Genomic DNA, 26,168 nt, shown 5'->3' on the forward strand with positions numbered 1-26,168 from the left:
GACAAATCCGCGTACCTTACTCCGCCAACTGGCGATAACCGAGACCGTTGGCACTAATTTGAACAGACAATGAAACTAAAATTTGGAATTTTCGTTTTACTATTAACTTTGAGTTTTCAAAGTTGTACCAAAGAAGAGGATGACCTAATTAGTCAAAATTGCGAAACCGATTGTACAGAAATTATTGGGAGGTTGATGACTGACAATGGAAATGTTCCGATAGTAAATCACACAATTACAGTTATTTGGGACAACACAAATTTTGGTTCTGGAATCGTAAGAACAAAAGCAACTACAAAAACTGATAATAATGGTGAATTTCAATTAAAGTTTTTTATTCGTGATGATGAATTAACTGATGGGATTCATAGAATGTATTATGAAAAATTAGATGAAAATGAGTTTCTTCGAGCAGATTTAAATGGAATTTCGATATTTCCAACTATTCGTGATACTACTATGACGCGGAATCACAATATTCCAAAAAAGGCATTTTTAGATTTAACTATATCAAATCTTGAGGATTTTCAGCAAGGTGATTATTTCTCAACAAATTTGAATTTCTTAAACCCTATTGGGTTTTCTCAATCTATCGATGGAGCAATTCATCCATGGTCAAACGAATCTGAAAACAATAGACTAATTGAGATTGCTGCAAATCAACCTGTAATTATAGAAATTGTAAGGAAAATAAATGGTGAATACGTTAGAGAGAATGACACCATACTTGTTAGAGAAGGCAATACATCGAATTATACAATAGATTTTAATAACTCAAACTAGTGCCAACACCGCTTCATCGCAAATAACGGGTGTTGCCGAAAAAGTGTAATTTAGAAAACCAAGAGACAAAAACGGTAAGCCGACAAGTCCGCATCCCTACTCCCGTAACTTGCGATAAGCGAAACCGTTGTGCGCAAGCTAAAGATTTGTCATTTCCTGATTAAGTATAATTTTATTTTTTACAGATTTCTCCCCATTTTTCAAGCAATAAAATTTGACTATTTTGAAACAATTACCTGGAATTATAAACACTTCTTAGTTTTAAAATTTTCACATGCTTGAAAAAACAGTTTTAAGGTATACGGGTTCTGATTTAAATTCATTCAATAAAGGAATTTTAGCTGAAGCTATATTATTCTATGATAAAGTAATTGTGACTTGCGGGTTTCCAGATTTAGAAAATTTTTTAAACGAAGTTGGTTATAGTGATTTGCAATTATTAACGGATAATAGTATGATAGAACTTATCATTGATTTAGATACCCCTATTTGTGCCACCTATAAAAACTCTTATGGGTTACCTGAATCTGATTTTGATTTTTATAGACATTTTCCCAAAAGCGATCCTAAGGAAGTTTTGGAAAATACATTTGAAAAATGTTTCGGGAAGAACAAGAAAAATTCTACTCTCATCGATAAAATATCTACAACGAGATTTGAACAGATCATTCATGAACAACCAGTTGAATTTGTAACATCTTTAAAAAGAAAAATTGTCGAAAATGGTTTTGGAACAAAGATCTGCCGTAAGGTAACTGATTATTTTAATCCTCCTATATCAACACCAGAAGTGTTTAACTATAGATTCCAATTCGGAGAATATGGTATTATAGGTACATCTCCAATTAAAGAAAATATTTCAATAAACCTTCCTTCTAGAATTGATGGAAAAGAAAATTTTCATTTTCTACCAGGTTCCTTTCTTACACTTATATTGGATACAGCTTATACAATTGAAATTAGTACACGTTATAAAGGTAGTCTTAGAGGTACAACTTTAGGTGCAATATGCACTAAAGAATTTTTTTTGAATAGTCTTACAAAAATTCAAAATGATATAAAAGAATTTGACTTATTTGTTAATAATACTATTACTGGATTAGCAAATTTAAAGGGAGCTATTAATTCTGGAGATAAAACTCTTAAAGATATTGTACCAATCTTTCAAAAAAAAGATAAGTTTACTAAATGGGCTCATGAAATTCCCGCAGATGCAAAATTAATTAATGAATATATTAAGAGTATTCAGAAAAGTTCATGGTTAGACAAACTTCCATACAAAACGGGTAAATTTATCATATTTTCATCAGCTGGATTAGCTATGGAACCAATCACTACCGCATTAGGAATGCCTGGGGTAGGAACAATAGGAGGTCTTGCTTTAAGTGCAATTGACACTTTTATTTTAGGAAAAATTGCCTCTGGTTGGAAACCTGACATTTACATAGATGAAGTTAAAAATAAAATCTGACGAATAATCTTTTATTGTGATAGAGAAATTAGCCAGCGCACAACAACGGTTCATCGCCAATAAGCGGTACCGTTAGTAAGAAAATAATTAACTTGACCAACAAAACAACACTAAGCCGACAAATCCGCGTCCCCTACTCCGCCAACTGGCGATAACCGAGACCGTTGCAAACAAGAACAACTTCAAAATTTTAGGTAAAAAGAAAATTATAAAAAGTAAATCGTAGATTGCTATAAATTCAAATTAGCAGACAACCAACTTTAGAGTCGCTTAGACGTATTTTAAATTTAGATTATGAAAAAATGGAGTTTTCAAGTAAAAAATAGTCCTATTGAGATTCGCCAAAAGTTAGAATCTTCTATTGGGAACGCGAACAGATTTGTACTCAATATCAATGATAATAAACAAAATCTGGTAAACTTTAAAATTCGTAAACGCCTTTTACTTCCATTTGAGATAAACACACAAAATAATATTATCGTAAATGGAAAAATAAAAAAAACTAATCCAAGAAAAGGTACAGGTGTAGAAGTCTCGTTTTCTCAACATCCTTTATCAAAGTTATTAATGTACGGACATATAATTTTAGGTTTAGGTTTTTTAGCTGCTATAATTCTAGAATACAGCAACAATTCTTATACATACCTAATTGCAGGAATATTATTGACTATAGGTACATTTTTAGGCTTTCAACTTAAAATGAATTTTGATAAAAATGTTGAGGAATACAAAAAATTGATTTCTGAGATATTAGGTCAAAAAATGAACTATTCGAAATAGATTTTCAAAAAAAGCTCGCAGTGTTGTTCCAGTTTACAACAACGGTTCATCGCCAATAAGCGGCACCGTTAGCAAGAAAATAATTAACTTGACCAACAAACCAATACTAAGCCGACAACTCCGTGTCCCTTACTCCGCCAACTGGCGATAACCGAGACCGTTGTGAGTAATAATTTCAACAATGATCTTAGTTTAAGATTTAGAAATTAAATTGAAATTATCTTAAACTCTTTTAAAAACAATAAATCCAATGCAAGAAAGAATTAATCGTGTCAAGCAGGAAAGAAAATTAAAAGGTTTACGTTGGGCAGATCTAGCAAAGGATTTACCAATTTCTGGAGAAGGTATCAGAATTGCATTTTATCGTAATAGTGTTGACCCATTATATTTAGATAAAATTGAAGAAACAATTGGATTAAAAAAATCGACACAAAAAGAAGAAAATATTAAAGAAGGTCAAAGATTCGAAGAGATAGTTGCGGAAAAAGTAATAGAAAAAATTCAACCCATATTAGATGAACTTGTAAAGTCTAATTTTGAATTGAAAATGAAATTAGAGAAAATTGAGAACGAACTAAAAAGAAAATAAAATGTCCTGATGTAGAATTCTGATAGACATTTAAAAGAAAATATATATTCTATTTTGTAATAACTCTATTTATGTTCAATCACATTTTTAATTAGAAATTACTACTCACAACAACGGTTCATCGCCAATAAGCGGCACCGTTAGTAAGAAAATAATTAACTTGACCAACCAACCAATACTAAGCCGACAAATCCGCGTCCCTTACTCCGCCAACTGGCGATAACCGAGACCGTTATATGGCATTAACTAAAACAAGATCCAGATGAAAACACTTCTACAGGTAATTTTATTTCTATTTATAAGTAATTCATTTGCTCAAAACAGTCCTTTTGAGAAATGGTCAGAACTTGCAGAAAAGGATCCTAGTCTACAGCCAGAATATGGAAATATTCAAAAAAATCAAGATCAACTTGAAAACGACCAACAATTCTTAGATGATCTTCTAAATGAATATGATGGTGATTCTAAAAAGGCTAGTAAGAAAATGACGGAATTAGGTTTTCAATATCTTTATGAAAAACAAGATTTTATTACTGCAATGAGAAGGTTTAATCAAGCATTTTTAGTTGATTCTGACAATGCAGATATATATTACGGATACGGTTCAATTTATTTTAATCTAGGTGAATTAGATAAGGCAAGAGAACAATATGATAAAGGCTTAAAAATAGATTCTAAACATTCGGAGATTTTAACCGACTACGGAACAACTTATATGGGAGATTTCTATCAAAATTTCGATACCGATAGAAAATTAGCCTTTCAAAAACTGGAACTTGCAAAAAGTTATTTAGACAAATCTTTAAAAATAGACGATAAAAACTCGAATACTGTCTATAAGCTTTCGATAGTTAATATGTACTTAGATAACTGTAAAGAAGCCTGGAAATATTTAAAGAAGGCTAAGCAAATGAAAAATCCGAATGTAACAGAAACTTATGAAAAGGAACTGATTACAAAATGTGGAAATAGTTAACGCCACATAACAACGGTTCATCGCCAATAAGCGGCAGCGGTAGAAAGAAAATAATTAACTTGACCAACAACAAAATACTAAGCCGACAAACCCGCGTCCCTTACTCCGCCAACTGGCGATAACCGAGACCGTTGTGCATAATATTTTACAGAATGAGCGATAACAAAACTGCTTTACTTTTAGATACACTTGACAGAGGTACAATTCAAACTGCTCTCCAAACTAATAACTATTACAGAATACTAAAATATCCAAATTCATCAGTAAAAAACTGGGAATCAATATTTGATATTTTAGAAAGTGAAGAGGATAATGAGAATTTTATTGTTCTTGGGAAATTAACAGAACATACTCTATTCAGAATGTGTTTACCAGAATATGAAGATGTTGTAAATCGAATAATTAAAAAGATTTCGGAAAAGAAACATTTAATATTTATTTACAAGGATAATTTAATGGGAGAATTCTCATTTTTTAAAAATGTTGAAATAAAACAATCTGTTTATGAAATAGACGAAAGAAAAGATTATTTCAATTACCCTGAAAATGAAATTACAGCTTGGATTGATTTTCATAATGTCAAATGTTCGGAGGAAGAATATCTACAAAAAGTCCAAAATTTAATCCTTAGATTAAATCAGGAGTTAAAGACTTTACCCTACGAAAAACTAATTGATATTGAGATTTCAGGTCAAAATTTCATAGAAAATGTAGCAGATGGATTATTGTTTCGAATTTACATCCCTAATGAAAGAATTTGGAGTAATGAGTTTGATAAATTCATTACCCTCTTTCGAGACTATGCCTCCACTATTTCAAAAGAAGAATTGAAAATAACTCAAAATAGAACAGATGTTGGTGTGATTTGTTCTTTATACTCAGTAAATAAAGATATATCTGAAGAAGAAATTAGTAGTCTATATAAAGAGTTTTCTAGCTTTATGGACCTATGCTCTAACAATCCATCAGAAGCAGAAAAAATCATTGATAAGACAGATTTAAGAGAGCCAGAAAAAAGAAACATTTTAAGAAAATACATTCGTGAATCAAAGCGACTACTTTTAGATATCTCTCAAGAAAGAGAATCTAAATTGCTTACTATTAAACATAGTCTTCAAAATGAATTACAGGAATCTGATCTTTCAAAAGAAATTTTAGATTATGTTGATCAATCAATTCCAGCTTCTAATTTCTCCGATAAAATTGCATTTGGAACTCAAAATGTACAGAACCAAACAATCAATATCAATCCACAAATAATAAGTCAGGTAGATGGGGTTGTATGTAATGAATTAAACGGTAATATTCATTTTAACGCCCAAGAAAAAGAACTCTCTAAATTGATTGAAAAATTTAGTGAGAATATTTCAGAGGCTAGTGAATTACAATCATCCTTATACGAATTAATTGACAAGGCCACTCCAAAGGAAAAGAAAAGAAGTTCTTGGCAGAAATTATATGGCTTTTTAAGTAAAATCGCTCCTAAAGTTGGTGAAACAGGATTAAATATTCTTCTTCATTTTATCGAACAAAAAATGAAAGGAGAGTAAAAATACTATGCACAACAACGGTTAATCGCCAATAGACGGCAGCGTTAGTAAGAAAATAATTAACTTGACCAACAAACCAATACTAAGCCGACAAAGCCGCGTCCCCTACTCCGCCAACTGGCGATAACCGAGACCGTTGTGCAAAAGTTAATATGAGTACTCCGAAGAACCACCATTACGTATCACAAGTCCACTTGAAAAACTTTTTTAATACAAAGGATGGTGAAATCTATATTTACGATAAATCGAGAAAGAATCTTTACTCTAAAAAATCAACTAAAAGCGTTTTCAGTGAGAAATTTGGAAACTCAAGATATATAAATGGCAAATTAGATCATAAGAGCTTAGAAGATGATTTAAATGAGCATTTTGAAAAAGATTTTCCAACACATTATAATACTATAAACTCTTTTATTGAAAACCGGACTTGGAATAAAGAAGTAAAAGATGCATTAGTATATATAGCAAAATATGGGATAATTGCAGATTTTCGTACGCCTCGATATAAACAAAATTTTGAAGACAATTTCTTTTCAGCTTTTCAGCAAATATCACAGAGTGCGATACCGGAATTAAAGAAAGAAATTGATCAGATGTTTGATTATAAAGATCAGGTCCAGTATATGAATGTTGTAGATTATTCTAACATAGCTAATAAGATATTAGATTTAATGGGAGATCTAATATTTAGTATTCAAGTACCTAGGGACGAAAAAGATTATTTTTTAATTCCAGATATTGCTGGTGCAACTTCTCGAGAAAAAATTAATCAATACTTCAATCCCGAAATAAAAGAAATAGCCTACATCGGAATACCACTCAGTAGTAAAATTTATATTCACTATTATTCAGAAAAATTATTTACCAAGGAAAAAAAGCCTACTTCAAGTCTTGTTTTTATTGATTCAGAAGAGGTGAATTTTATAAATAAAAAAAATTACGATTACTCACAGAATAAGGTAGCATGTGAAAATAAAGTGTTTTTAGAAGATTTTATTCGCAAAAATTAACCTTTGCACAACAACGGTTCATCGCCAATAAGCGGCACTGTTAGTAAGAAAATAATTAACTTGACCAACGAACCAATACTAAGCCGACAATTTCGCGTCCCCTACTCCGCCAACTGGCGATAACCGAGACCGTTGTGTGCTATTTTAATTGAAATTTGAACTTCATAAAAAACATATCCGACTACCTAAAATTTAAATTTTACTAGAAATTTCCAGATGCTATATTAGCAGCTATAATTTTAGATCAAGAAGAAAATCAAGTTTATGGTAGGGTAAAAAATGGATATGCAATTTTAGAAAGTTTACCATTACCCGAAACGGGTTACCGATATAAAGATATAGTCAAAGTTTCAAAAACTGATAAAGTCCAATTCTACAGAGAGGATAAAATTCAAGAATTTAAAAGTCAAAAGATTTATAGAAAGTCAAATATTCCAACCTTTGTTTTTAGATTGAAATTGTCTAAATATCAAGATTATTTTCAACTACAAGGAAAATTCAGAGAATTTGGACATAAGATTTTGATACCAAATTTTAAAGCGGATAAAATTGGAAAATGGATAACAAGTTATGGCAGCTCTGACAATCTAAAACAAGTAAAAGAAATTCTAAAAAAGTTTACTGACTCTAATAAGAACTGCAAAATAAGGAATATTGAAAAAGCGTAATAACAGCACACAACAACGGTTCATCGCCAATAAGCGGCAGCGTTAGTAAGAAAATAATTAACTTGACCAACAAACCAATACTAAGCCGACAAATCCGCGTCCCGCACTCCGCCAACTGGCGATAACCGAGACCGTTAGGTGCAAATTTTATAAAAATGATAGGAAATAAAACACTTGGAATATTAATTATCCTATTGATGATAAATTTTGGTAAACTACATAGCCAAGAACTAGTTATCGACGAACTTCAAAGAATCCAGTATTTAATACAGATGGAAAATTTTGAAAAAGCGATTGAATTTTCTAAAAAACTTGATGATAGTCTATTTTGCGAGAAAAATGAATTATTAGGGTTTTCGTATAAAAATATCGGTAATTATAGTTTAGCAATTAATCATTATAAAACTTATATCGAGCAATGTAATCCAAGCTACATACAAAGAATCAATCTAGGTGATGCATATTTCAAAATTGATAGTTTAGATTCAGCAGAAAAACAATTTAAAGAAGTAATAAAATCTAATCCAAAGATGGGACTGGCATATTTTAATATAGGCCAAATAGAATATATCCGAAATAATAAAAAAGAAGCCGCTGATTTTTATTTAAAAGCAGTAAATAATACGGGCTCAACATTAAACTTTGATTATGTAGAAATGATGATTCAGACCTTGATTGATTTAAAAGACTATGAAAAGGCAATCAAATTTTCAGATGAAGTAATTGGAATGTGGGAACAAAATACCAATGAATACAAATATTCTGAAATTCTCAAAGCAATGATTTATGGTGAAATGGGTGAATATGAGAAAGCTATTAAAAATATAGATGATATAATTGCAACTCAAATAGAACATCCCGCTATACTTTTAGAAGCATATTCAAACAAATTGAGATTTTTTGACAAATTAAAAGATAAGAATAAAGCTTGTCTAGAATATGACAAGATTAAAAATATAGATCCAAATGCTCCAATTCTCAAAAAATATGATTGCAAATAAAATCAGCACCTAACAACGGTTCATCGCCAATAAGCGGCAGCGTTAGAAAGAAAATAATTAACTTGACCAACAAACCAGTACTAAGCCGACAAATCCGCGTCCCTTACTCCGCCAACTGGCGATAACCGAGACCGTTGTGCTTAATATTTTAGAATAAAAATAATGACAATCAAAGATGTAAAATATAAAAAGAGTTTTCAAAATGATCATAAACTCTCTAAACTTCTAAATCAATTTGAAAGTCTTATCAACGAACTGAAGAAAAAAAAATTAACCGAAAATTTGGTTCTATTTATTAACTCTCAAATTGAAGAAGTAAATTCAATAGAAGACTCGAACAAAAGATTAAAAAATAAAATCAGGAAAAATCAATCAAAAATTATTCAACAAGTAGAGAAAGAAAGTAAGATCGTGCCAAAAAACCATTACAGAAATACCTGGCTGGCCCTTGGTATGGCTGTCTTTGGTATACCCATGGGAGTTGCATTCGGAACCATTTTAGGAAATTTGGCGGTTATAGGTATAGGATTGCCAATAGGAATGGCAATTGGAATAGCCATCGGAACTAATAAAGATAAACAAGCTTTAGAGGAAGGTAGACAACTTGATTTCGAAGTAAAATACTAGGCACAACAACGTTTCACCGCCAATAAGCGGCACCGTTATTAAGAAGATAATTAACTTGACCAACAAACCAATACTAAGACAACTCACGAAGCATCGGGACCGTGTCCATTACTCCGCCTCCCGATTCTTCGGGAGCGATAACCGAGACCGCTTAAAAAAATCGTTTTGAAAATATTGATTCAGATCAAATTGAAAAAGAGCAATATCCAAGAGGAGAAGGTTCTTATAATCCAGATGATAAAATAAATTGGTTAATTGAAGAATTGAATTTAGAATAAATAATAATATTATATGATCCAAAAAATTTTAAATATCAGGCCTATTTTTCTTTATATGCTTTCAGGGCTTATCACCTTTATTGCAAGAGAATTTTTCCAAATAGGAAGTGTATCTTACTACATAATGATAGCATTCGCCATTCTCCTGTTTATTTTAGCAATAATTAGATTATTAAAATAAACGCAGCCTAACAACTATTCATCGCCAATAAGCGGCAGCGTTAGTAAGAAAATAATTAACTTGACTAAGAAACCAATACTAAGAATACACATGAAGTATCTGGACCGCGTCCCTTACTCCGCCTCCTGATGCTTCGGGAGCGATAAACGAGATCGTTGTGTATAATTTTCCATTCTTGATTGTGCATCATATGTTAAAATATAATTTATACTTGTTAAATTTTTAACATAATTTTATTTTAGTCGAATCATATACTTAAGAGATTTCGCCATTATACATTAGATTTCAATTTCGATTACGTCATCTGCTCTTACTCTTCATACTCTAAGGATTACCAAATCCTGTATAAAATGTTGGAAGTAGAAATTAGAAAATTAAATACCAATAAAGCTCTTCAGAGCTCTACTTTAAATCATTTAAATGAAAAAATTATTTTTATTATTACTGTTATGTATTAGTGGAATTTCGTGTCAAAAAAGCGATGACAATTCTCCATCGCCTGAACCTACACCTGAACCTGAGCCTACTCTTGTTGAGGAGAAAATATATGAAGGTGAAGTTTCTTTGGAAACTCAGGTAGACGTAGAGAATTTTGGGGCAGAAAAATATACAGTGATAACAGGAGAACTTTATATCGGAAGTGACAATACAGATATTTCAGATCTAAGTTCATTAGGAACTTTAAAAAAAGTGGAAGGAAGTATCTATATTTTTAAAACAACTGCAGAGAACTTAAAAGGTCTACATAATCTCGATACAATTAATATGGATTTACATATTAATTATAATCACCAACTAAGTAACCTAGAAGGTTTAGAAAGTCTAAAATTTATAGATGCTAATTTCAACCTATCTTATAATGATAACCTAGAAAACTTAGAGGGTTTGACCGAAGTAAGTTCTGTTCACACATTTTATATCCAGGATAACAAATCTTTGACTTCTCTTTCAGGAATGGAAGCTATAAAGAAAGCTATTTATTATGGTTCGGTATTTCGTAATGAATCTTTATCAGATTTATGTGGTATGAAGAATGCTTACCAAAATAGAGAAGAGGAGGATATGGAATGGACAATAGACAAAAATTTATATAACCCTAGTCCTGAGCAAATTATTTCAGGGGTTTGTAAAAATTAAAATAGGCTAATTGAAGAATCGTGTGAATTTCTAGATTAATAGTATCTACAGAAAATTAGAATCTCTCTGATAAGGAAACTATTCACAACAACCCTTCATCGCCAATAAGCGGCAGCGCTAGAAAAAAAAATAATAAACTTAACCAACAAACTAATACTAAAGCCGACACCCGAAGTATCGGGACCGCGTCCCTTATTCTGCCAACTTACGATAAGCGAGACCGTTGGCTGTAATGCCAATAAAATAGAAAATATAAAATTTACATTAATCCAAATTATAATCATGAAAAATCATTACCTCCTTCTATTATTATTAATCAGCTTATTATTTAGTTGCTCGACAGATGAAAAGCCTTTATTAAGGGATCGAGATATATCCGGAACATTTGAAATGTTCCTAGCTAAGCGTATCGAACTGACTACGGATGAAAATGGGTATACAGAGGTTGATAAAGCAGAATTTATTTTACAAGAATGTCTATCCAAAAATCAAATTATTATTAAAGCTGATGGCACATTCGAACATATTGAGGTTACTGGAGCGGATTGTGAAACAGAAAAGTTAAGAAGAGGGACTTGGACTTATATACGTACAAGCTTTGGATCTTTTTACGGAGAATTAAAATTTAATAACTCTCCTATTATGTACGATACATTTACACTTGGTGGAACTGGAAATGATACACATATTGATAATATATCAATTAAAGCGGGAGAGATAACTAGCGGTCTTAAAGACACCACACAAGTGAGTTATATTTATCACTACCAAAAAATTAGTGATTAAATAATTCATACGCACTAATGCCGACAGCGGTTCATCGCCAATAAGTGGCACCGTTAGCAAGAAAATAATTAACCTGACCAACAAACCAATATTAAGCCGACTCCCGATGCTTCGGGAGCGATAATTGAGATCGTTTTAGTCAATTTGACAACTGAAATTGATAAAAAAAAACCTAAAAAAAAAATTGAGAATTGGTTTAATTAAAAAGTAATCCAAAAACTCCAACTATTATAGCTTCAGAAAAATTTGAAGCTCCATTTGGATTAAAGGAATCTCGAACAATATACCTAACGTCGTCGTCTAGCAATAAAGATCTGTTATTCATTAAAAGACTATTATTTTCTATAAACGAATCATTTCCTAAAAATAGATTTGTAAAAAAATTGGAATCATTTTTAAAAAAAGTTGATGAACCACTATAGCTATAATTGCCTTCATAATTCAAATAAGTATCATAAGAATTGGTAGTCTCATTATAAAGCACAAGAGAATTAGTGCCTGATTGAAAATTCAAATTCCTAATATCATAAGTTTGATTTTGAGAGTAAATTCTTGAGAATTTTAAAATCGATGTAGTATCATTAACGCTTTGTAAAGAATCATTTACTTGTCCATAAAATGACATACTTAGAAAAAAACAAAGTAAAATGAATACAGAATTAATATATTTCATAATTCATCAAAGATTGAAAGAAAACTAGATTCATGTAAGATATTAAGCTCAATCTAATATTAAATTAGCACAAATGAAGTCTTTTGAAAAATAAAGTCCTGATCTAATGTGTCACTAAACAGAATTAAGGTCATAATTCTGCTAAATAAAACTGGGAACAAAAACGGTTCATCGCCGAAAAAATAACTTCCGTAAACAATCAGCAAACAATGAAAAATCTACCATTTGTAATTTTATATATTCTTCTTTCAGGAGCACAAACCTCAGTTGGACAGAATAAAACAGATATTGCACTTGGAGGTAAGATTACTATTAAATCTAATATTTTAGATGAAGAAAGAACTTGCTTAATCAGTCTTCCAGATTCATATCATGATTCATTTAATCAGTCGAAAACATATCCAGTTATCATTTTATTAGATGGAGATACTCATTTCAAAACTGCATCTGGAATAGTTCATTTTATGAGTTCCAGTAGGAACCGGAACAATTTAATGCCGGAAAGCATTATTATCGCCATAGAGAATGTTGACCGTGAAAGAGATTTTACTGTCACCAAAATTAAGACGAAACGACCTAATACCATGGGAGGAGGCAGGGATTTTCTGAGTTTTATTGAAAAAGAACTTATACCTTTTATCGATGGAAATTATAGAACTGAATCTTTCAGAACTCTCATTGGGCATTCTTTAGGAGGTCTGCTTACACTGAATTCCTATATGGATAAAAATAGTGTATTCGATGCTTTCATTTCTATAGATCCAAGTATATGGTGGAGCGAGGAGATGATGAATAATAAAGTAGATTCTATTTCATCGATATCATTGAATAAAAAACTTTATATAGCTACCGCTAATCAAGGAGAGGCTAATTACGAGAGGAATAAAAAAAAACACGACTATTTTTATACCTTGATCGAAAAGAAAACAGAAGGAACCTTAAATGTTGAAATTAAATATTATGAAAAGGAAAACCATCGCTCGGTACCGTTAATCGCTATGTATGAAGGTTTAAGGTATATCTATGAACAGAATTGATCATAGATTCAAAGAATTTTTGGTAATCAAATTTCATTACCTATAGACGGCAAAGTTGAAAAGAGAATAATTATTTTGACCAGCTAATCATGAATAATTCGACTTCCGTATTATCGGGAACGTCTCCCCTACTTCGCCTAAGGGTATAAGCGAGACCGTCACCAACAAGTGGACTGTAGGTCTTAGTTTCTTGTTCTAGATTCCCTGCATGAGCCAATGAAGAACATGATCATAATCACATTTGATGTTCAGATTTTTAAAAAATGTAAATCAAAATGATGACCTAAATTCTAATTAGGTCATATTTTCATTATTATGTCTATTGCTTCGGTTTAACTGATACAGTATGAACTCACTCCAGGTACGTATTCTTTTATTGGCTTTTTTCAATTGAAAGAATAGAATGATAGTTAGTATCAAAACGATTATACTCAAGAGCAGTAAGAATAACTCGAAAAAAAGCATTATACCTTATATTTTGAATAAATCTAAATTTTAAGGACAAATTATCGTCTTTTAACATTTGTTAAAATTTTAATATTTGTATAATTAATTTGTTTTACGGTAAAACAAAACGTGTTTATCAATTCATTTTTCCCTGGAGATGATTAGAAAGGATAAGGAGCTACCTTTTACGACCGCAATAAAGCAAAGAGCTCTATAATCCTGGATAGTAAATTTTTAATATTAGCGTATTATATCGTTTAAAATCCCTGGTTTTTCTAACTAATCTACTAACAATACAGTATGAATTTGCCATAAGCAGTCTTAGATAACAAGCGTTCAGCCCCAATGAATGGTAGCTTTAGAAAGAAAATAATTAACTTGACAAACGAACCAATACTAAGCTGACTCTATGAACATAGGGACCGCGTCCTATAAAATGCCAACCGACGATAACCTAGAAGTAATTCCTCAAACACTAAAGAATTTGTAACAACCTAAATTAATATGCGTACTTAACTAAAATAGGAATATGAAATCCAGGCAACTTTATGTAATTCTACTTACTCTCTTTTCGTTTTATAATAATTATTCTCAAACTCAAATTTTTTCAAGGAATGAGGTTAGGGAAGATTTGGAAATCTTAAAGGACTTACTTGAAAAGAGCCATTACAATTTGTACGCTTATACTTCAAAAGAAGAGTTCGACTCAAATTTTGAGGAAATTGCGAGATCACTTAAGAAGGATTCGATTACTTTAAAAGAAGCCGTAGGGACATTTCAAAAAGTAATTTCAAAAGCAAACGTTGGTCACGCGGAAATCGATTTTCCAGCTATATCGTATATAGCTTTTGCTCAGCAGGGAGGAAAAATTTTCCCTTTAGAGATCGCCTTAGAAGATAGTAAAGCATATATAAGGAAAAACTATTCTAACAATCCTGAATTAAAAATAGGTTCTGAGATCCTAGAGGTCAATGGTAAAAAAATTGAAGATATCTTAGAGTTGATATATCCTCATATTTCAGCCGAAAGACCGTATCTGAAAAAAGCAAAAATTGAATTCTGGTCATTTCCAAGGCTGTACTGGCAGATTTTTGGAGAGCAAGCGGAGTTTTCAATTACCGCAAAAGAACAAAATCAAATAAAAGAATATGATATCCAATCGGTTTCGGCTATAGAAGATTATGAGTACAAAAGAAAAGATATCTTAAGTTCAGACAGGGAATTTAAATTCTATGGTAAGAATGCTTATTTAAATCCCGGGAATTTTAGCGGAGATGAAATGGACTATCGGAAATTTATTGATTCTGCTTTTTCAGTTATAAACGAAAAAGCACCAGAAAATTTAATAGTAGATCTAAGGAACAATGCTGGTGGAGATAATTCTTTTAGCGATTACCTAATATCTTATTTTGCGGACAAGCCGTTCCAATGGAATTCAAAATTCAGTTTAAAAACGAGTGAATACCTTAAAGAAAATACCAGAAGTGGCAACGATACTACCAATGCCTACTCTCAAAAAATATTAGGACACCAAAATGGAGAAGTCTTTCCATATCATTTTGAAGAAACGCAACCACAAGAATCTGGGAAAAGATTCAAAGGCAACGTATTTACATTGATCAACCGGCAAACTTATTCTCAAGCTGCAGTTGCGGCATCTGTAATTCAGGATTATCAATTTGGCACAATTGCAGGAGAGGAAAGTGGTGATTATCCTTCATTGTATGCTTCAATATTTACGGTTGAATTACCAAACACGAAGATCCCAGTTAAAATACCTAAAGGTTATATGGTGAGAGTAAATAAAAGTGAAAAGCAAGAAGGGGTAATTCCTGAAATTCCTATTAAAGATCACCTATTAGATGAGAGGGACGAAATACTGGACACTTTATTAAATAAAATAGGTTACTAAATTATATAGCACCGCAATTTTTGATCTCCAATAAGCGGCACCGTTAGAAAGAAAATAATTAACTTGACCAACACAAAATAAAAAGCCGACTCCCGAAGCATCGGGACTGCGTCCCTTAATCTGCCTCCCGATCCTTCAGGAACGATTAATAAAACCGTTGGCATAAAAACAATTAAAATTGAAATATGAAGAAAATCTACCTGACTTTTATTTTATTAATATTTGTAGCCTACGAAAGTTATAGCCAAGATACTATTGACTCAGAAACTAAAAGGACAGTGATAAGAAATGGAATTGGACTAGGAAGTGTTATTGCTGGAGTCACGTCCTGGGAAAGAAATAAATCTGTTCTATTAGCTATAATACATGGATTTTTCAGTTGGTTCTATGTGATTTATTTTGTTCTTACCAGAAAAAAAGAAGAAAGAAAATAATTTAATTAACCAATAATAAGCTGACTCCCAAAGCATCTGGACCGCGTCCTTTAAACCTCCAACCGAGGATAAACGGGACTATTAGCTACTAGATATAGAATGAGAACAACTAAAAAGAAAAATTACCTAAAAGGAAAAACAGTTTTTATAGTTTCTATAATTTTAATAATAGCCACCTTTTTAACCGTTTGGTTAACAGGGATAAATTACAATAGAGAGATTACATCAAATCTTTATTTATCGTTATCTATAATTGGTATTATTCTATTCTTATTCATGACTTATGGATTATATAAAGGCGTGGGATTAAAGGATAATTTCCCTAAATATAGAGGCTATAAAAGAGGTGAGGTTTTAGCTTATAGTACACCAGGATTCGAGACACCCGATACAGATGTAGGAGATGGTATTGCTGGCCTGCTCCTTTCAATACTTTTATGGGTTGTAATGACAATTGCTATAATATTATTGATCATATTTTTAGAAGCTTTATTTTGGTTCTCCCTGTTTATAATAATTATGATGCTCTACTGGATCTTTTTTAGAGCTCTAAAATTGGTATTCAACAAATCAGAAAAAACAGTTGGAGATATATTTTCCTCAATTTCATATTCCTTGACCTATACCGTTCTTTACTTAGGTTGGATATTTGCAATTGTATACCTGACGGAATTATTCTAAGAGAAGCTGGTGGTCTACCAGGAATCAACATTCCTAAACCACAATGCTAGAAAGGAAATAATTAAATTGTACATCTAAGCCAACAACCACGCGCCTCCAACTATAGCAACAACCTATAAACGAGACCATTGTAGTCAATTTTTATATTTAAAATATATGAATAAACAATTCCTTTACTTAATAGTCTTTCTATTAATATCATGCTCAGGAAAAGAAGAATGCTCTTACGTAGATGATTATTATCAATTAGTTTACGAAGCTGAAAAAGCATATTATCAAGAGGATTATCAAATGGTCTTTGATAAAATGAGTAAAGCAACCTCTAATTGTGAATTGATAAATCAACCAATGATTTATGAAATGGTAAAATATGCGGAATCTGCAGCCATTATTGGTAAAGAAGATAAGGCTTTAGAACTATTGCGTGATTTAATATTAAATGGCTATACAATTGAACAATTAGAAGAAAATCAAGCATTCTCAACAATAGTAAGAACTGAAAACTGGGGTAGAATTGAAAATGAATATTCTGAATTAAGAGAGAACTACCTTAACAGTATTAATTTAGAGTTGAGAGATCAAATTAGTGAAATGCAAAATGCAGATCAATATCATCGACAAATGTTGAATCATAAGGGCATAAATCGAGACAGTATATGGATGATAATTAATAAAACAGACTCTATTAATGATATTAAATTCAAACAGATTATTGAAGTCTATGGTTATCCTGACCAAAAATTAATTGGAGGATATAATATTGATCAAAGACAAATTGATCCAGGGATTCTTTTGTTCCATTTTGATGATTATGATTACTATACCAAAACCCTTAAAAAATTAATTATTAAGGGAGAAGCTCCTCCTGAAAGTTTGGGAAATTTCGTAGATAGTTATCAAAGGAGAGTACAGGATCAGAAAAAATACATCTATGGAATATATGATAATGTTGGTCCTGATCAAATTATAAATTTCGACAATCTGGATAAGAGAAGAAAATCAATTGGACTAGCACCAATGGAATTAAAAAAGTCTATAGATAGTTTAAAAAGAATATATTACAACTTGTAAAAACTGGCTTTACATCGGTTCATTACTAATAAGCGGTGTCAATAGAAATAAAATAATTAACTTAATAAACCTTTAAAACACTAGACCAAAAAATTGCCATTCATTAATCTGCCAGCTTGTTTTAACAGGAAATTTTAGCTTTCATCAACCTGCATTAATAATTAACTAAAACCAGTTTATAGGATGAAAAATGAAAAAAACAGCTCGGTTTCCAGACGCAGAGCAATTGGTCTTTTGGGTTTGGGAGTTATTGCCATGCAATATCCAATGAATTGGTATCAAGTGAAATCAGATAGGAAAAATCTTAAATCTAAAGAACTGCACTATTTGACAATTCAAGAAATTGGTGAGTTAATTAGAACAAAAGAAGTTTCATCAGTAGAGCTTACCGAAAATATGTTGGAACGAATCAACACCATAGATGTTGAGCTTCACAGTTACATTACGGTATTAAAAGTAAGCGCTTTATTAAGGGCCGGAGTTCTTGATGAAGAACTTAAAAACGGCAAATACCGAGGCCCTTTGCACGGAGTTCCGATTGCGGTAAAAGACCTTTTCTATACCCGGGATGTTCGTACTACCGGAGGAACAATTGTAAATGATTTTGTACCAGATTTTGATGCCACTGTAGTAAGTAGGCTCAAAGAAGCTGGAGCCGTTATTCTTGGTAAATTAAGCATGTCTGAAGGAGCATATGTCTCGCACCATCCAGATTTCAAAGTTCCTAAAAATCCGTGGGACCATAGACGCTTCACCGGAGTTTCTTCTAGTGGCTCTGGCGTTGCTACGGCCGCAGGACTTTGTTTTGGCTCCTTAGGTACCGATACTGGTGGATCTATTCGTTTCCCTTCAGCAGCAAATGGAATTGTAGGTTTAAAGCCAACATATGGGAGAGTAAGCCGCTATGGCGTGATGCCCCTTGCTTTATCTATGGACCACGTTGGCCCCATGACCAGAAGTGTTGCCGATGCAGCAACCATGTTCCAGATCATTGCTGGTTCAGACCCAAATGATCCGGAATGTTTAAATAATCCTGTTCCTAATATTACCAGTAAACTGGATGGCAATATTAAAGGAGTCCGTATAGGGTTCGATTCAAAATATGCCTCTGAAAATGTGGAAAAGCAGGTTAAAGAAGCAACTCAATCAGTATTAGAGGTATTGACATCACTTGGAGCTGAAATTATCGAAGTTCAAATGCCGGATGTTAGTCAACTAGTTGAGGCCTGGGTGAAAATTGCAGGCAGTGAGGCAGTCATGATACATTCCGAAACATACCCTAGCCTTTTGGCTGAATATGGTGAGGGATTTCGCAAAGTACTGGAGGCTTCATCAAAATTATCTGAAATAGAATTAAAAAATGCTAGAAAGATAAGGGCTGAAATAACAGCGGGATATGAGCAAATGTTATCCACTGTAGATGCCTTTGTTTGCCCTACAATGTGGTGCCCTCCAGGAATTTATGCAGAGGCAGAAATACCCGGAGATTTCAGATCAATTGATCCCTCTCCCTGGACCAATGAAATATTTACTAAACCTGCTAACTTTTCAGGATCACCTTCACTAACGGTCCCCTGTGGTTTTACAGATGAAGGTATCCCATTGAGTGTTCAATTCATTGGTAAAAAATTAAGTGAAGAAATGATATGTAGGATTGGGTATGCCTATGAGCAAAAAACTGAATGGCATAAGAAACACCCTGATGTTTGATTCAGCTAAAAACTAAAAAAACAATACTAGTAATTACGATAAATAAATGCTTATTCCCCCTCCACTCTAGAAAGATAATTTATAACAAGCGCAATTACTCAGAAACTAAAGCCTTGTAGCAGATATGTTGAAGAAAATATTCGTTTTCATATTAATTCTATTATCGCTTGCTAGCTGCGATAAGAAAATCGATCAATTAGAATTCGAAAAACAAGTTGCATATGAAATTTTTCCTCAATTATTAGATTCCTTACATGAAGATACCAGGTTGAATATCGCTCCAATAATATCGAAATATAAAAAAGTTGATACTCTTTCTGGAGAATGGTTTTTTGATAAAGAAAAAGTACTTGAGGAAATTGAGAGAAGAAAACAAATTCTTTATAAAGATTCAGTAAAACTAATAACTGCAATTTCAGATTCAACTTATTTATTAAAAAAGAGAAATGCCTCTCTTTTGTTAAAACATTTTAATTCCAATAGACTTACTCCAGATACTACTAATTTAGATTTCAAGTATCAAATTGATTTAGATAAGCTCAAGGCAGACGAAAAGATTGATTTTAAGTATGCAAGTAATTTTCCCAGGTTCAGGGAATTTTGGACCACAGATTATGACTTCTATATGAATGCTATATTTTCAATGAGTAGAATCCGTTTTGATTCTTCGTTTTCATATGGGGTATTAAAATGCGGATATGGTACTGGATATCTTAATAGTGGCGGTTATCGAGTTTATATTAAGAAAGTTCAGGGGAGATGGATAATTGATGAAATGGATTTAATTTCTAGATCATAATATAAGTTACTCACAACATTAAGGGTTTATCAACAATAGACGGCACCGTTAGAAAGAAAATAATTAACTTACCCAACGAACTAATACCAGGCCGATCTATCAAAGCCTCGGAACACCGTCCTTTACTGCGACGAATCAGGATAACCGGGAGAATAGGCTTTAATCTTTTTATAATGAAGCGAATATTATATTTTACTTTTTCAATCTTTTCAATTTTAACGGTATTCACAAGTTGTTGGTGGCAATCTGAAGGAAATTCAACAAAAATAACAGGAAACTATTATCTGCATTGGGTTGATGACAAAGCTGATCAATCAATTTTAAGAAGTTCAGGTGATGGAAAAAGCGGATTCATTCAAGTTCCTGAAACCGTTTATGCAGTAGGATATAACGATAGTTATATTATCGCTAAACAACATCCAAACCTGGAAAAAGAAATTGAGGAAAGATTATTCAATAATTTCCAGGGTGAAGATTATTTGCTGACTAACCCTTCTGATACAATCTATCTATCTAAAGATGATAAGGTTTATGAAAAGAATGGAAAATGGTATCATACCATTAATGGCTGGAATCCTCCGGATAGTTTAAAACCATATAGAGGTAAAACTCTTTATCACATAATTGATATTAATAATGAAGGTCAGGAAAGTTACGTTTTGGATAATGAAGAAGAGTTTTTGAATAAAAGAGAGGAACTCGGGATACCAAAAGATCTAGATTTCACAATTATTGATAAAGAATTAGAATAATCGCTAAAGCCAACGAAGGTAGATCACCAATAGACGCTAGCGTTAGAATGAAAATAATTAGCTTGACCCACGAACCATTACTGAGCCAACTACCGAGGTACCGGGAAGGCTTACCTTATTCGGCATTGTCGAACGTAATATCTACAACGATATGAGAAAAGAACTTATTATTTTTTTAGTATGTCTTTTACTATGTTCCTGTTTGAAGGAAAAAGAGGAATTCATTTTAGAAGGAAAATGGGTGGTTTTAGAGTTTAAACAAAATGGAAATGATGTTATTTCTAAATTAGAAAAAGAAATTCCTTCTCTTAACTTCTATATCAATGATAAATTTAAATATCCAGCAATTAGATTTGACGACTCAATTATGGTAATACCTGTATCAAAAAACCAGCGCTATAAATTGAAATTTCAAGCAGATAAGAATTTGGATAACATTGAAATTGAAAAGTTGGAAAAATACCATCAGGATAGTCTACCAAGCTTTTTCCAGATATCATTTTTAAAAAAATTTGAGATAGAAAAAAATTATAAAAAGAAAGAATTAATATTGAAATCAGATGACGAAAAAATTAGAATTATTAATTCCGAAGTCTTTTCTAACCAAATTCAAAGCAGGTTTTTAGATTAAACCAAAGTACTATACCCAACAACAATTCATCGCCTCTATTTAGCACCGTTAGAAAGAAAATAAATGCTGGTAACTAATCATGACTAATCCGATTACGCAGTGTCAGGTTGGCGTCCTCTACTCCAGGCAATTTGACCTAAATCAGACCATTGCATCTAATGCCACCAATCAACAATAAACTAAACTTCAAAAACTAAAAAGCCTCGAGTATTTAAACTCGAGGCTTGATTTTAAAGGCGTGGTTATATCCCTAAAATTTTAATTTGAAGCCACCATTAATCACAAAGCCGTCAACAGGAGCATAAATATCCTTGAAATTAGGATCATCAAGAGTTCCGGTATAAACGCTGTCAAAACTACTCTGCCGGGTATCGAGGATATTTTCAAAATTCAGGAACAGGGAAAAATGTTCTCCAAGCTTTTTCTCGGTCATAACCCCAAGGATCCAGTAAGGCTGGCCTGTAGTTCCGTCGGTTAATTGCTGTTCACTGTAATAGTAAGCTTCCAGTCCTATCCAGAAATTATCATGTTTCTCATACATCAAAACATTATTTAGCCTGTGTTGGGCCACCAGTGGATATTGCTGCGTATCACCGTTATAATGCTGATTTACATCTGCCAGGGTGTAGCCTACAAATAACTTGAAATCATGATAACTCCATCGCATGTTGGCTTCAATTCCTTTGCTATCTATATAACCATCCGGTTGAGAGAATTCATAAAATGTTCCCGCGCTCTGATTTAAAACTAAGGGATCATTTATTCTCGTATAGAATAGTAAAAGGTTGGTAGACAAATTGAGATCATTCGTGATAGACCATTTATAATTCCCGTCCAGGTTCAAACCTAAAGATCGTTCGGCTTTGGTATCGTCCATATCTATAGGCAGCACATTTTGAAATTGCAGCCGTTCTACTTCTTCCGTGAATATGCTGGGAGTTTTATATCCCATTCCTCCGCCGGCTCTAAAGGTTAACTGGTCTGAGGGTTCGAACATTAAGGAGAATCGAGGTAACAGGTAAAAACCATAATCACTCTGATAATCTCCACGTAAACCGGTTTCCAGGGTCCATTTTTGCTCGAAATCCCATATATTCTGAACAAAAGCACCCAGCGTATAATTACTGAAACTAAGGTCCTGATCTGGATCTCCCTGTTCCTGGTCAAAGTTTTCGGTCCATAAGTTCACACCGGCTATCCATTCAGTTTTGTCTTGAACAGTAGAAAGATTTATTTCTGAAAAAGAAGAAACCTGATTACCGGTAAAGGCATAATCTGGAATTTCGATCTGTCGTTCAAAAAGACTGATACTGTTTTTTACTTGCAGGGAGGTTTTGTCTGAAAATTTATGATTCCCCAGTAACTGAGTAGAAAAGCGCTCTGTATTATTTCGTTCAAAATAACCTGTTCCGCTTTCATTTTCGACATAGTCTATAGCGCCGCCCAATCTATCTTCAGAAACAAAATTAAAGCCCAGGTTGAAATCGGTATTTTCATCCAGGTCTACAAATAGTTTTGGATTCAGCGTAAAACGTTCAAATTTCGGGATGGCTGTTAAACCGTTGTCTGCGGGATCATAAGGTGTTCCTAAATTATAAGAGGCAAAAACGGTGGTTCCCAGTTTCCCGAATTTTTCGGAATAGAAACCACTAAGATCCAATCCTAAAGCAGAGGTTATATTGGCCATAAAACTTAATTCCTGCTCGTCTTCAGGAGTTTTTGAAATCAAATTTACAAGACCGGCAATAGCCCCTCCACCGTAAAGTGTTGAAGAGGCACCTTTAATTACCTCGACCTGTTTAAGGTCCAGAGGAGCAATTTGCATCAGACTTAATCCGCCGGAGTATCCCGAATACAAAGGAAGGCCGTCTCGTAATAACTGGGTATATTTCCCATCGAGCCCCTGTATCCTGATACTGGAATTATAACTGGTTGCTGAAGTTTGCTGGGTTTGGATGCCAGTACTTTCATTCAGCAACATGCGAATGTCTCCAGGCTTCATATTTCCTTTTTCGGCAAGCTCTTCACCGGCTATAAATTCAACCCTGGTGGGAATATCCTGAAAGGTTCTGGAACTTCTGGTCGATTCGATGATAATAGTTTCCATCTGCTCTTCAGAAGGATGAAGCAAAATTTCCTGGTTATTCTGTTCATCAGATAATGGAAATGTTTGGTTTATGGTTATGGTTTCAAAACCTATATAACTGATTACGATCTTATATTCTCCATTTGGTATATTCCGAAGAATGGCTTTTCCTTCCTCATTGGTGGTAGTTCCAATATTAAGTTGTGGTATGCCTATGGTCACTCCGTAAAGTGGTTCCATGGTCTCGGCATTTAGTATGCTTGTCTCAAATTGATTTTGAGCTATGATCGTACTGCTCGCAAGAAAGAGCAATACCAATATGATATTTTTCAAACTGATTATTTTAAAATGACTATATGAATATGCTTCACTAAACGTGAAAAGGATTATCTTATATAATCAGATTCTTTGGAGGTTTAAAATCAGGATTCTGGCAGACACTTTTAAATGAATGCACGTAAGAAGTGAAATTGACTCCTGGTAATTCGTCGTTAACATAGCTAATTTCTAAATTTTCTTTAATCGCGAATCCAGAACAACTTCCACAGTTAAAAAACGGTGAGCATGCCCCGTCACCAGGATGATCATCTTTGGTATTGGTATTATCTTCAATACAAATCGCGTTTTCTCCGATTTCCTCCAGGAAACAACATGAGAAACTGGACAGCGATAGCACCAAAAATGATATAAAAAAGACAATCAATTTCATAGATCCCAAAAGTACATTTTTAATAAAATACATGAAAGTCAGTGCAAGCTGGGATTCAGCTACCATACCTTAAACAACAGCTCATTATAAAATCTAAGGTTACTGTAGAAAGAAATTAATTAACTTAACCAGCAATCTAATTCTAAACCGACATGCAAGAACGGATTTGTCTGCAGAAATACGATAACCGCAACCGCTACCAACATTGTGAAATATGAGACTGCAACATTTATACATCTTAATAATAGCACTACTATTTTCCTGCAAAAAGGAAAATGAAATATCAGATTTCGATAAATTCACCGGAAGATGGAAACTCGACGTTGTAGAAGTACAAACTGATTCAAGTTCGATTTGGGAACCTCGACAGGACCATTACAAGAACCGAAAGGGATTTATTCTTTATGATGGTAAAGGCGGAATGGGAGTGCATCACGTAACTGAAAACTATGACAAATACGTTTTTGAAGGAAGCGGAGGACTCGATAGTTTAACCAGGAAAGATCTAAGACATCTGGCAGACAATTTTGTATACTTTGGAAAGTATCAAGTAAATGACTCCCTCAAAATTATTGAACATCATATTGAATCAGCAAACTTTCAAAATATGTGGGGAAGTGTTGCGAAAAGAAAATATGTCTTTTCAGGCGATACATTGATCCTTAGTCCAATTACGGACAGGTATCCCAAGATGCGACTGAAATGGATAAGTCTTGAAGATAATGAGTAGAAAGTTTTAGCTAAATTAAAGCCTTGTATTAATCTAAACCGATGGAAAAAATGAGATATCTAAATATTCTAATACTAGTTTTCATTGTTTTTAGTTGTGCCCAAAAGGAAGAAAATTCAAATTCTGCTTCAGAACCGGATAAGCAGGAAGAACTACAGCCAAGTGTTGAGGATACTTTGGCTATAAAAAACATAATTGACATTCAAAAAAAGAGTAAAAATTTTGAAGAACGCGAAAAAATATGGGCAGAGGACGGTCGATGGCTTCAGGCCTTTGGTCGCGTTTTCAAGGGGAAAGACTCTATAATCAATTTTATAAAAATACTCCATAATAATCCCGGATATTCAGCATCTACCGTAAACAAATATGGGGAGCCTGAGATTAAATTTTTAAGACCAGATGTGGCTGTGGTTCATCAATATCATGAACGCGAGGGCCAGATCATTAATGAAGTTGTTACCCCAACCAGAAAAATTAATACCACATATTTAATTACCAAAGAAAATGGTACCTGGTTACTTAGAGACAAAGTAACCATGGATGAAAGAGATAGAACGAAAAACTAAATAGCTAATGAAAACTATTATCAAAATTGGTTTAAATAAATAGCGGATAATGATAGAAAGAAAATAATCCAATTTACAAAGTATCAAGACTAA

24 protein-coding genes are annotated in these 26,168 nt (G+C 32.9%); 22 read left to right on the forward strand and 2 right to left on the reverse strand.

Translation table 11 applies throughout. The features are described from left to right. Positions 1–69 precede the first annotated feature (69 nt). From C8P64_RS09775 to C8P64_RS09835, 11 genes are all read left to right on the forward strand, one after another. The gene (locus C8P64_RS09775) at positions 70–783 is read left to right on the forward strand and encodes a hypothetical protein (protein ID WP_108171883.1); all 714 of its coding nucleotides are present in this window, start codon (positions 70–72) and stop codon (positions 781–783) included. A 274-nt stretch (positions 784–1,057) separates the two neighbouring features. Next, complete coding sequence (locus tag C8P64_RS09780) at positions 1,058–2,254, forward strand: hypothetical protein (RefSeq protein ID WP_108171884.1); 1,197 nt, start codon at positions 1,058–1,060, stop codon at positions 2,252–2,254. Positions 2,255–2,548: 294 nt separating this feature from the next. Beyond that, complete coding sequence (locus C8P64_RS09785) at positions 2,549–3,034, forward strand: hypothetical protein (protein WP_108171885.1); 486 nt, start codon at positions 2,549–2,551, stop codon at positions 3,032–3,034. 250 nt (positions 3,035–3,284) lie between these two features. After that, positions 3,285–3,623, forward strand: a complete 339-nt coding sequence (locus C8P64_RS09790) for a hypothetical protein (protein WP_108171886.1) — start codon at positions 3,285–3,287, stop codon at positions 3,621–3,623. Positions 3,624–3,885: 262 nt separating this feature from the next. Then, positions 3,886–4,599 carry a tetratricopeptide repeat protein gene (locus C8P64_RS09795; protein WP_108171887.1) on the forward strand — a complete coding sequence of 238 codons (714 nt, stop codon included), beginning with the start codon at positions 3,886–3,888 and terminating at the stop codon, positions 4,597–4,599. 152 nt (positions 4,600–4,751) lie between these two features. After that, entirely contained in the window at positions 4,752–6,149 is a 1,398-nt protein-coding gene (locus C8P64_RS09800; RefSeq protein ID WP_108171888.1) for a hypothetical protein, read from the forward strand. Between the two features lie 152 nt (positions 6,150–6,301). Then, the gene (locus tag C8P64_RS09805; protein WP_108171889.1) at positions 6,302–7,159 is read left to right on the forward strand and encodes a DUF4238 domain-containing protein; all 858 of its coding nucleotides are present in this window, start codon (positions 6,302–6,304) and stop codon (positions 7,157–7,159) included. Positions 7,160–7,982: 823 nt separating this feature from the next. After that, positions 7,983–8,828 carry a tetratricopeptide repeat protein gene (locus C8P64_RS09815; RefSeq protein WP_108171891.1) on the forward strand — a complete coding sequence of 282 codons (846 nt, stop codon included), beginning with the start codon at positions 7,983–7,985 and terminating at the stop codon, positions 8,826–8,828. 162 nt (positions 8,829–8,990) lie between these two features. After that, complete coding sequence (locus C8P64_RS09820; protein WP_245889691.1) at positions 8,991–9,455, forward strand: DMT family transporter; 465 nt, start codon at positions 8,991–8,993, stop codon at positions 9,453–9,455. 879 nt (positions 9,456–10,334) lie between these two features. After that, on the forward strand, positions 10,335–11,051 hold the full coding sequence (locus tag C8P64_RS09825) for a receptor L domain-containing protein (protein ID WP_108171892.1): 717 nt from the start codon (positions 10,335–10,337) through the stop codon (positions 11,049–11,051). A 282-nt stretch (positions 11,052–11,333) separates the two neighbouring features. Beyond that, complete coding sequence (locus C8P64_RS09835) at positions 11,334–11,837, forward strand: hypothetical protein (protein WP_108171894.1); 504 nt, start codon at positions 11,334–11,336, stop codon at positions 11,835–11,837. A 196-nt stretch (positions 11,838–12,033) separates the two neighbouring features. Here C8P64_RS09835 and C8P64_RS16665 read toward each other — a convergent pair whose 3' ends face one another. Beyond that, a complete protein-coding gene (locus tag C8P64_RS16665) occupies positions 12,034–12,162 on the reverse strand; it encodes a hypothetical protein (protein WP_279324122.1) in 129 nt (42 codons plus the stop codon). A gap of 557 nt (positions 12,163–12,719) precedes the next feature. Here C8P64_RS16665 and C8P64_RS09845 point away from each other — a divergent pair. The 9 genes from C8P64_RS09845 to C8P64_RS09885 all read left to right on the forward strand — a co-directional run bounded on the left by C8P64_RS09845 (position 12,720) and on the right by C8P64_RS09885 (position 21,984). Next, positions 12,720–13,547, forward strand: coding sequence for an alpha/beta hydrolase (locus C8P64_RS09845; RefSeq protein WP_108171896.1), 828 nt, complete (start codon positions 12,720–12,722; stop codon positions 13,545–13,547). A 976-nt stretch (positions 13,548–14,523) separates the two neighbouring features. Continuing rightward, on the forward strand, positions 14,524–15,906 hold the full coding sequence (locus C8P64_RS09850; RefSeq protein ID WP_108171897.1) for a S41 family peptidase: 1,383 nt from the start codon (positions 14,524–14,526) through the stop codon (positions 15,904–15,906). Between the two features lie 185 nt (positions 15,907–16,091). Beyond that, positions 16,092–16,340, forward strand: a complete 249-nt coding sequence (locus C8P64_RS09855; protein ID WP_108171898.1) for a hypothetical protein — start codon at positions 16,092–16,094, stop codon at positions 16,338–16,340. A 99-nt stretch (positions 16,341–16,439) separates the two neighbouring features. Further along, a complete protein-coding gene (locus C8P64_RS09860) occupies positions 16,440–17,021 on the forward strand; it encodes a hypothetical protein (protein ID WP_108171899.1) in 582 nt (193 codons plus the stop codon). Positions 17,022–17,177: 156 nt separating this feature from the next. Next, positions 17,178–18,092: a hypothetical protein gene (locus C8P64_RS09865; protein WP_108171900.1), complete on the forward strand. Its 915-nt coding sequence runs from the start codon at positions 17,178–17,180 to the stop codon at positions 18,090–18,092. Between the two features lie 327 nt (positions 18,093–18,419). Continuing rightward, positions 18,420–19,802 (forward strand): amidase, encoded by a 1,383-nt coding sequence (locus tag C8P64_RS09870; RefSeq protein ID WP_211307610.1) that lies wholly within the window; start codon positions 18,420–18,422, stop codon positions 19,800–19,802. Between the two features lie 124 nt (positions 19,803–19,926). Then, positions 19,927–20,601 (forward strand): hypothetical protein, encoded by a 675-nt coding sequence (locus C8P64_RS09875; RefSeq protein ID WP_108171901.1) that lies wholly within the window; start codon positions 19,927–19,929, stop codon positions 20,599–20,601. A gap of 173 nt (positions 20,602–20,774) precedes the next feature. Beyond that, on the forward strand, positions 20,775–21,353 hold the full coding sequence (locus C8P64_RS09880) for a hypothetical protein (protein ID WP_108171902.1): 579 nt from the start codon (positions 20,775–20,777) through the stop codon (positions 21,351–21,353). 151 nt (positions 21,354–21,504) lie between these two features. Then, entirely contained in the window at positions 21,505–21,984 is a 480-nt protein-coding gene (locus C8P64_RS09885; RefSeq protein WP_146167210.1) for a hypothetical protein, read from the forward strand. 250 nt (positions 21,985–22,234) lie between these two features. Here the strand turns inward: C8P64_RS09885 and C8P64_RS09890 are convergent, their stop codons facing one another. Continuing rightward, positions 22,235–24,403: a TonB-dependent receptor gene (locus C8P64_RS09890; protein ID WP_211307611.1), complete on the reverse strand. Its 2,169-nt coding sequence runs from the start codon at positions 24,401–24,403 to the stop codon at positions 22,235–22,237. Positions 24,404–24,993: 590 nt separating this feature from the next. Between C8P64_RS09890 and C8P64_RS09900 the strand changes: the two genes are divergently transcribed. Together C8P64_RS09900 and C8P64_RS09905 are read left to right on the forward strand one after the other, a co-directional pair. Next, on the forward strand, positions 24,994–25,509 hold the full coding sequence (locus C8P64_RS09900) for a lipocalin-like domain-containing protein (RefSeq protein ID WP_108171906.1): 516 nt from the start codon (positions 24,994–24,996) through the stop codon (positions 25,507–25,509). A gap of 50 nt (positions 25,510–25,559) precedes the next feature. Beyond that, a complete protein-coding gene (locus C8P64_RS09905; protein WP_170106649.1) occupies positions 25,560–26,075 on the forward strand; it encodes a DUF4440 domain-containing protein in 516 nt (171 codons plus the stop codon). Positions 26,076–26,168: the final 93 nt, after the last annotated feature.

This window comes from Christiangramia gaetbulicola (genome assembly GCF_003054225.1).
Taxonomy (GTDB): domain Bacteria; phylum Bacteroidota; class Bacteroidia; order Flavobacteriales; family Flavobacteriaceae; genus Christiangramia; species Christiangramia gaetbulicola.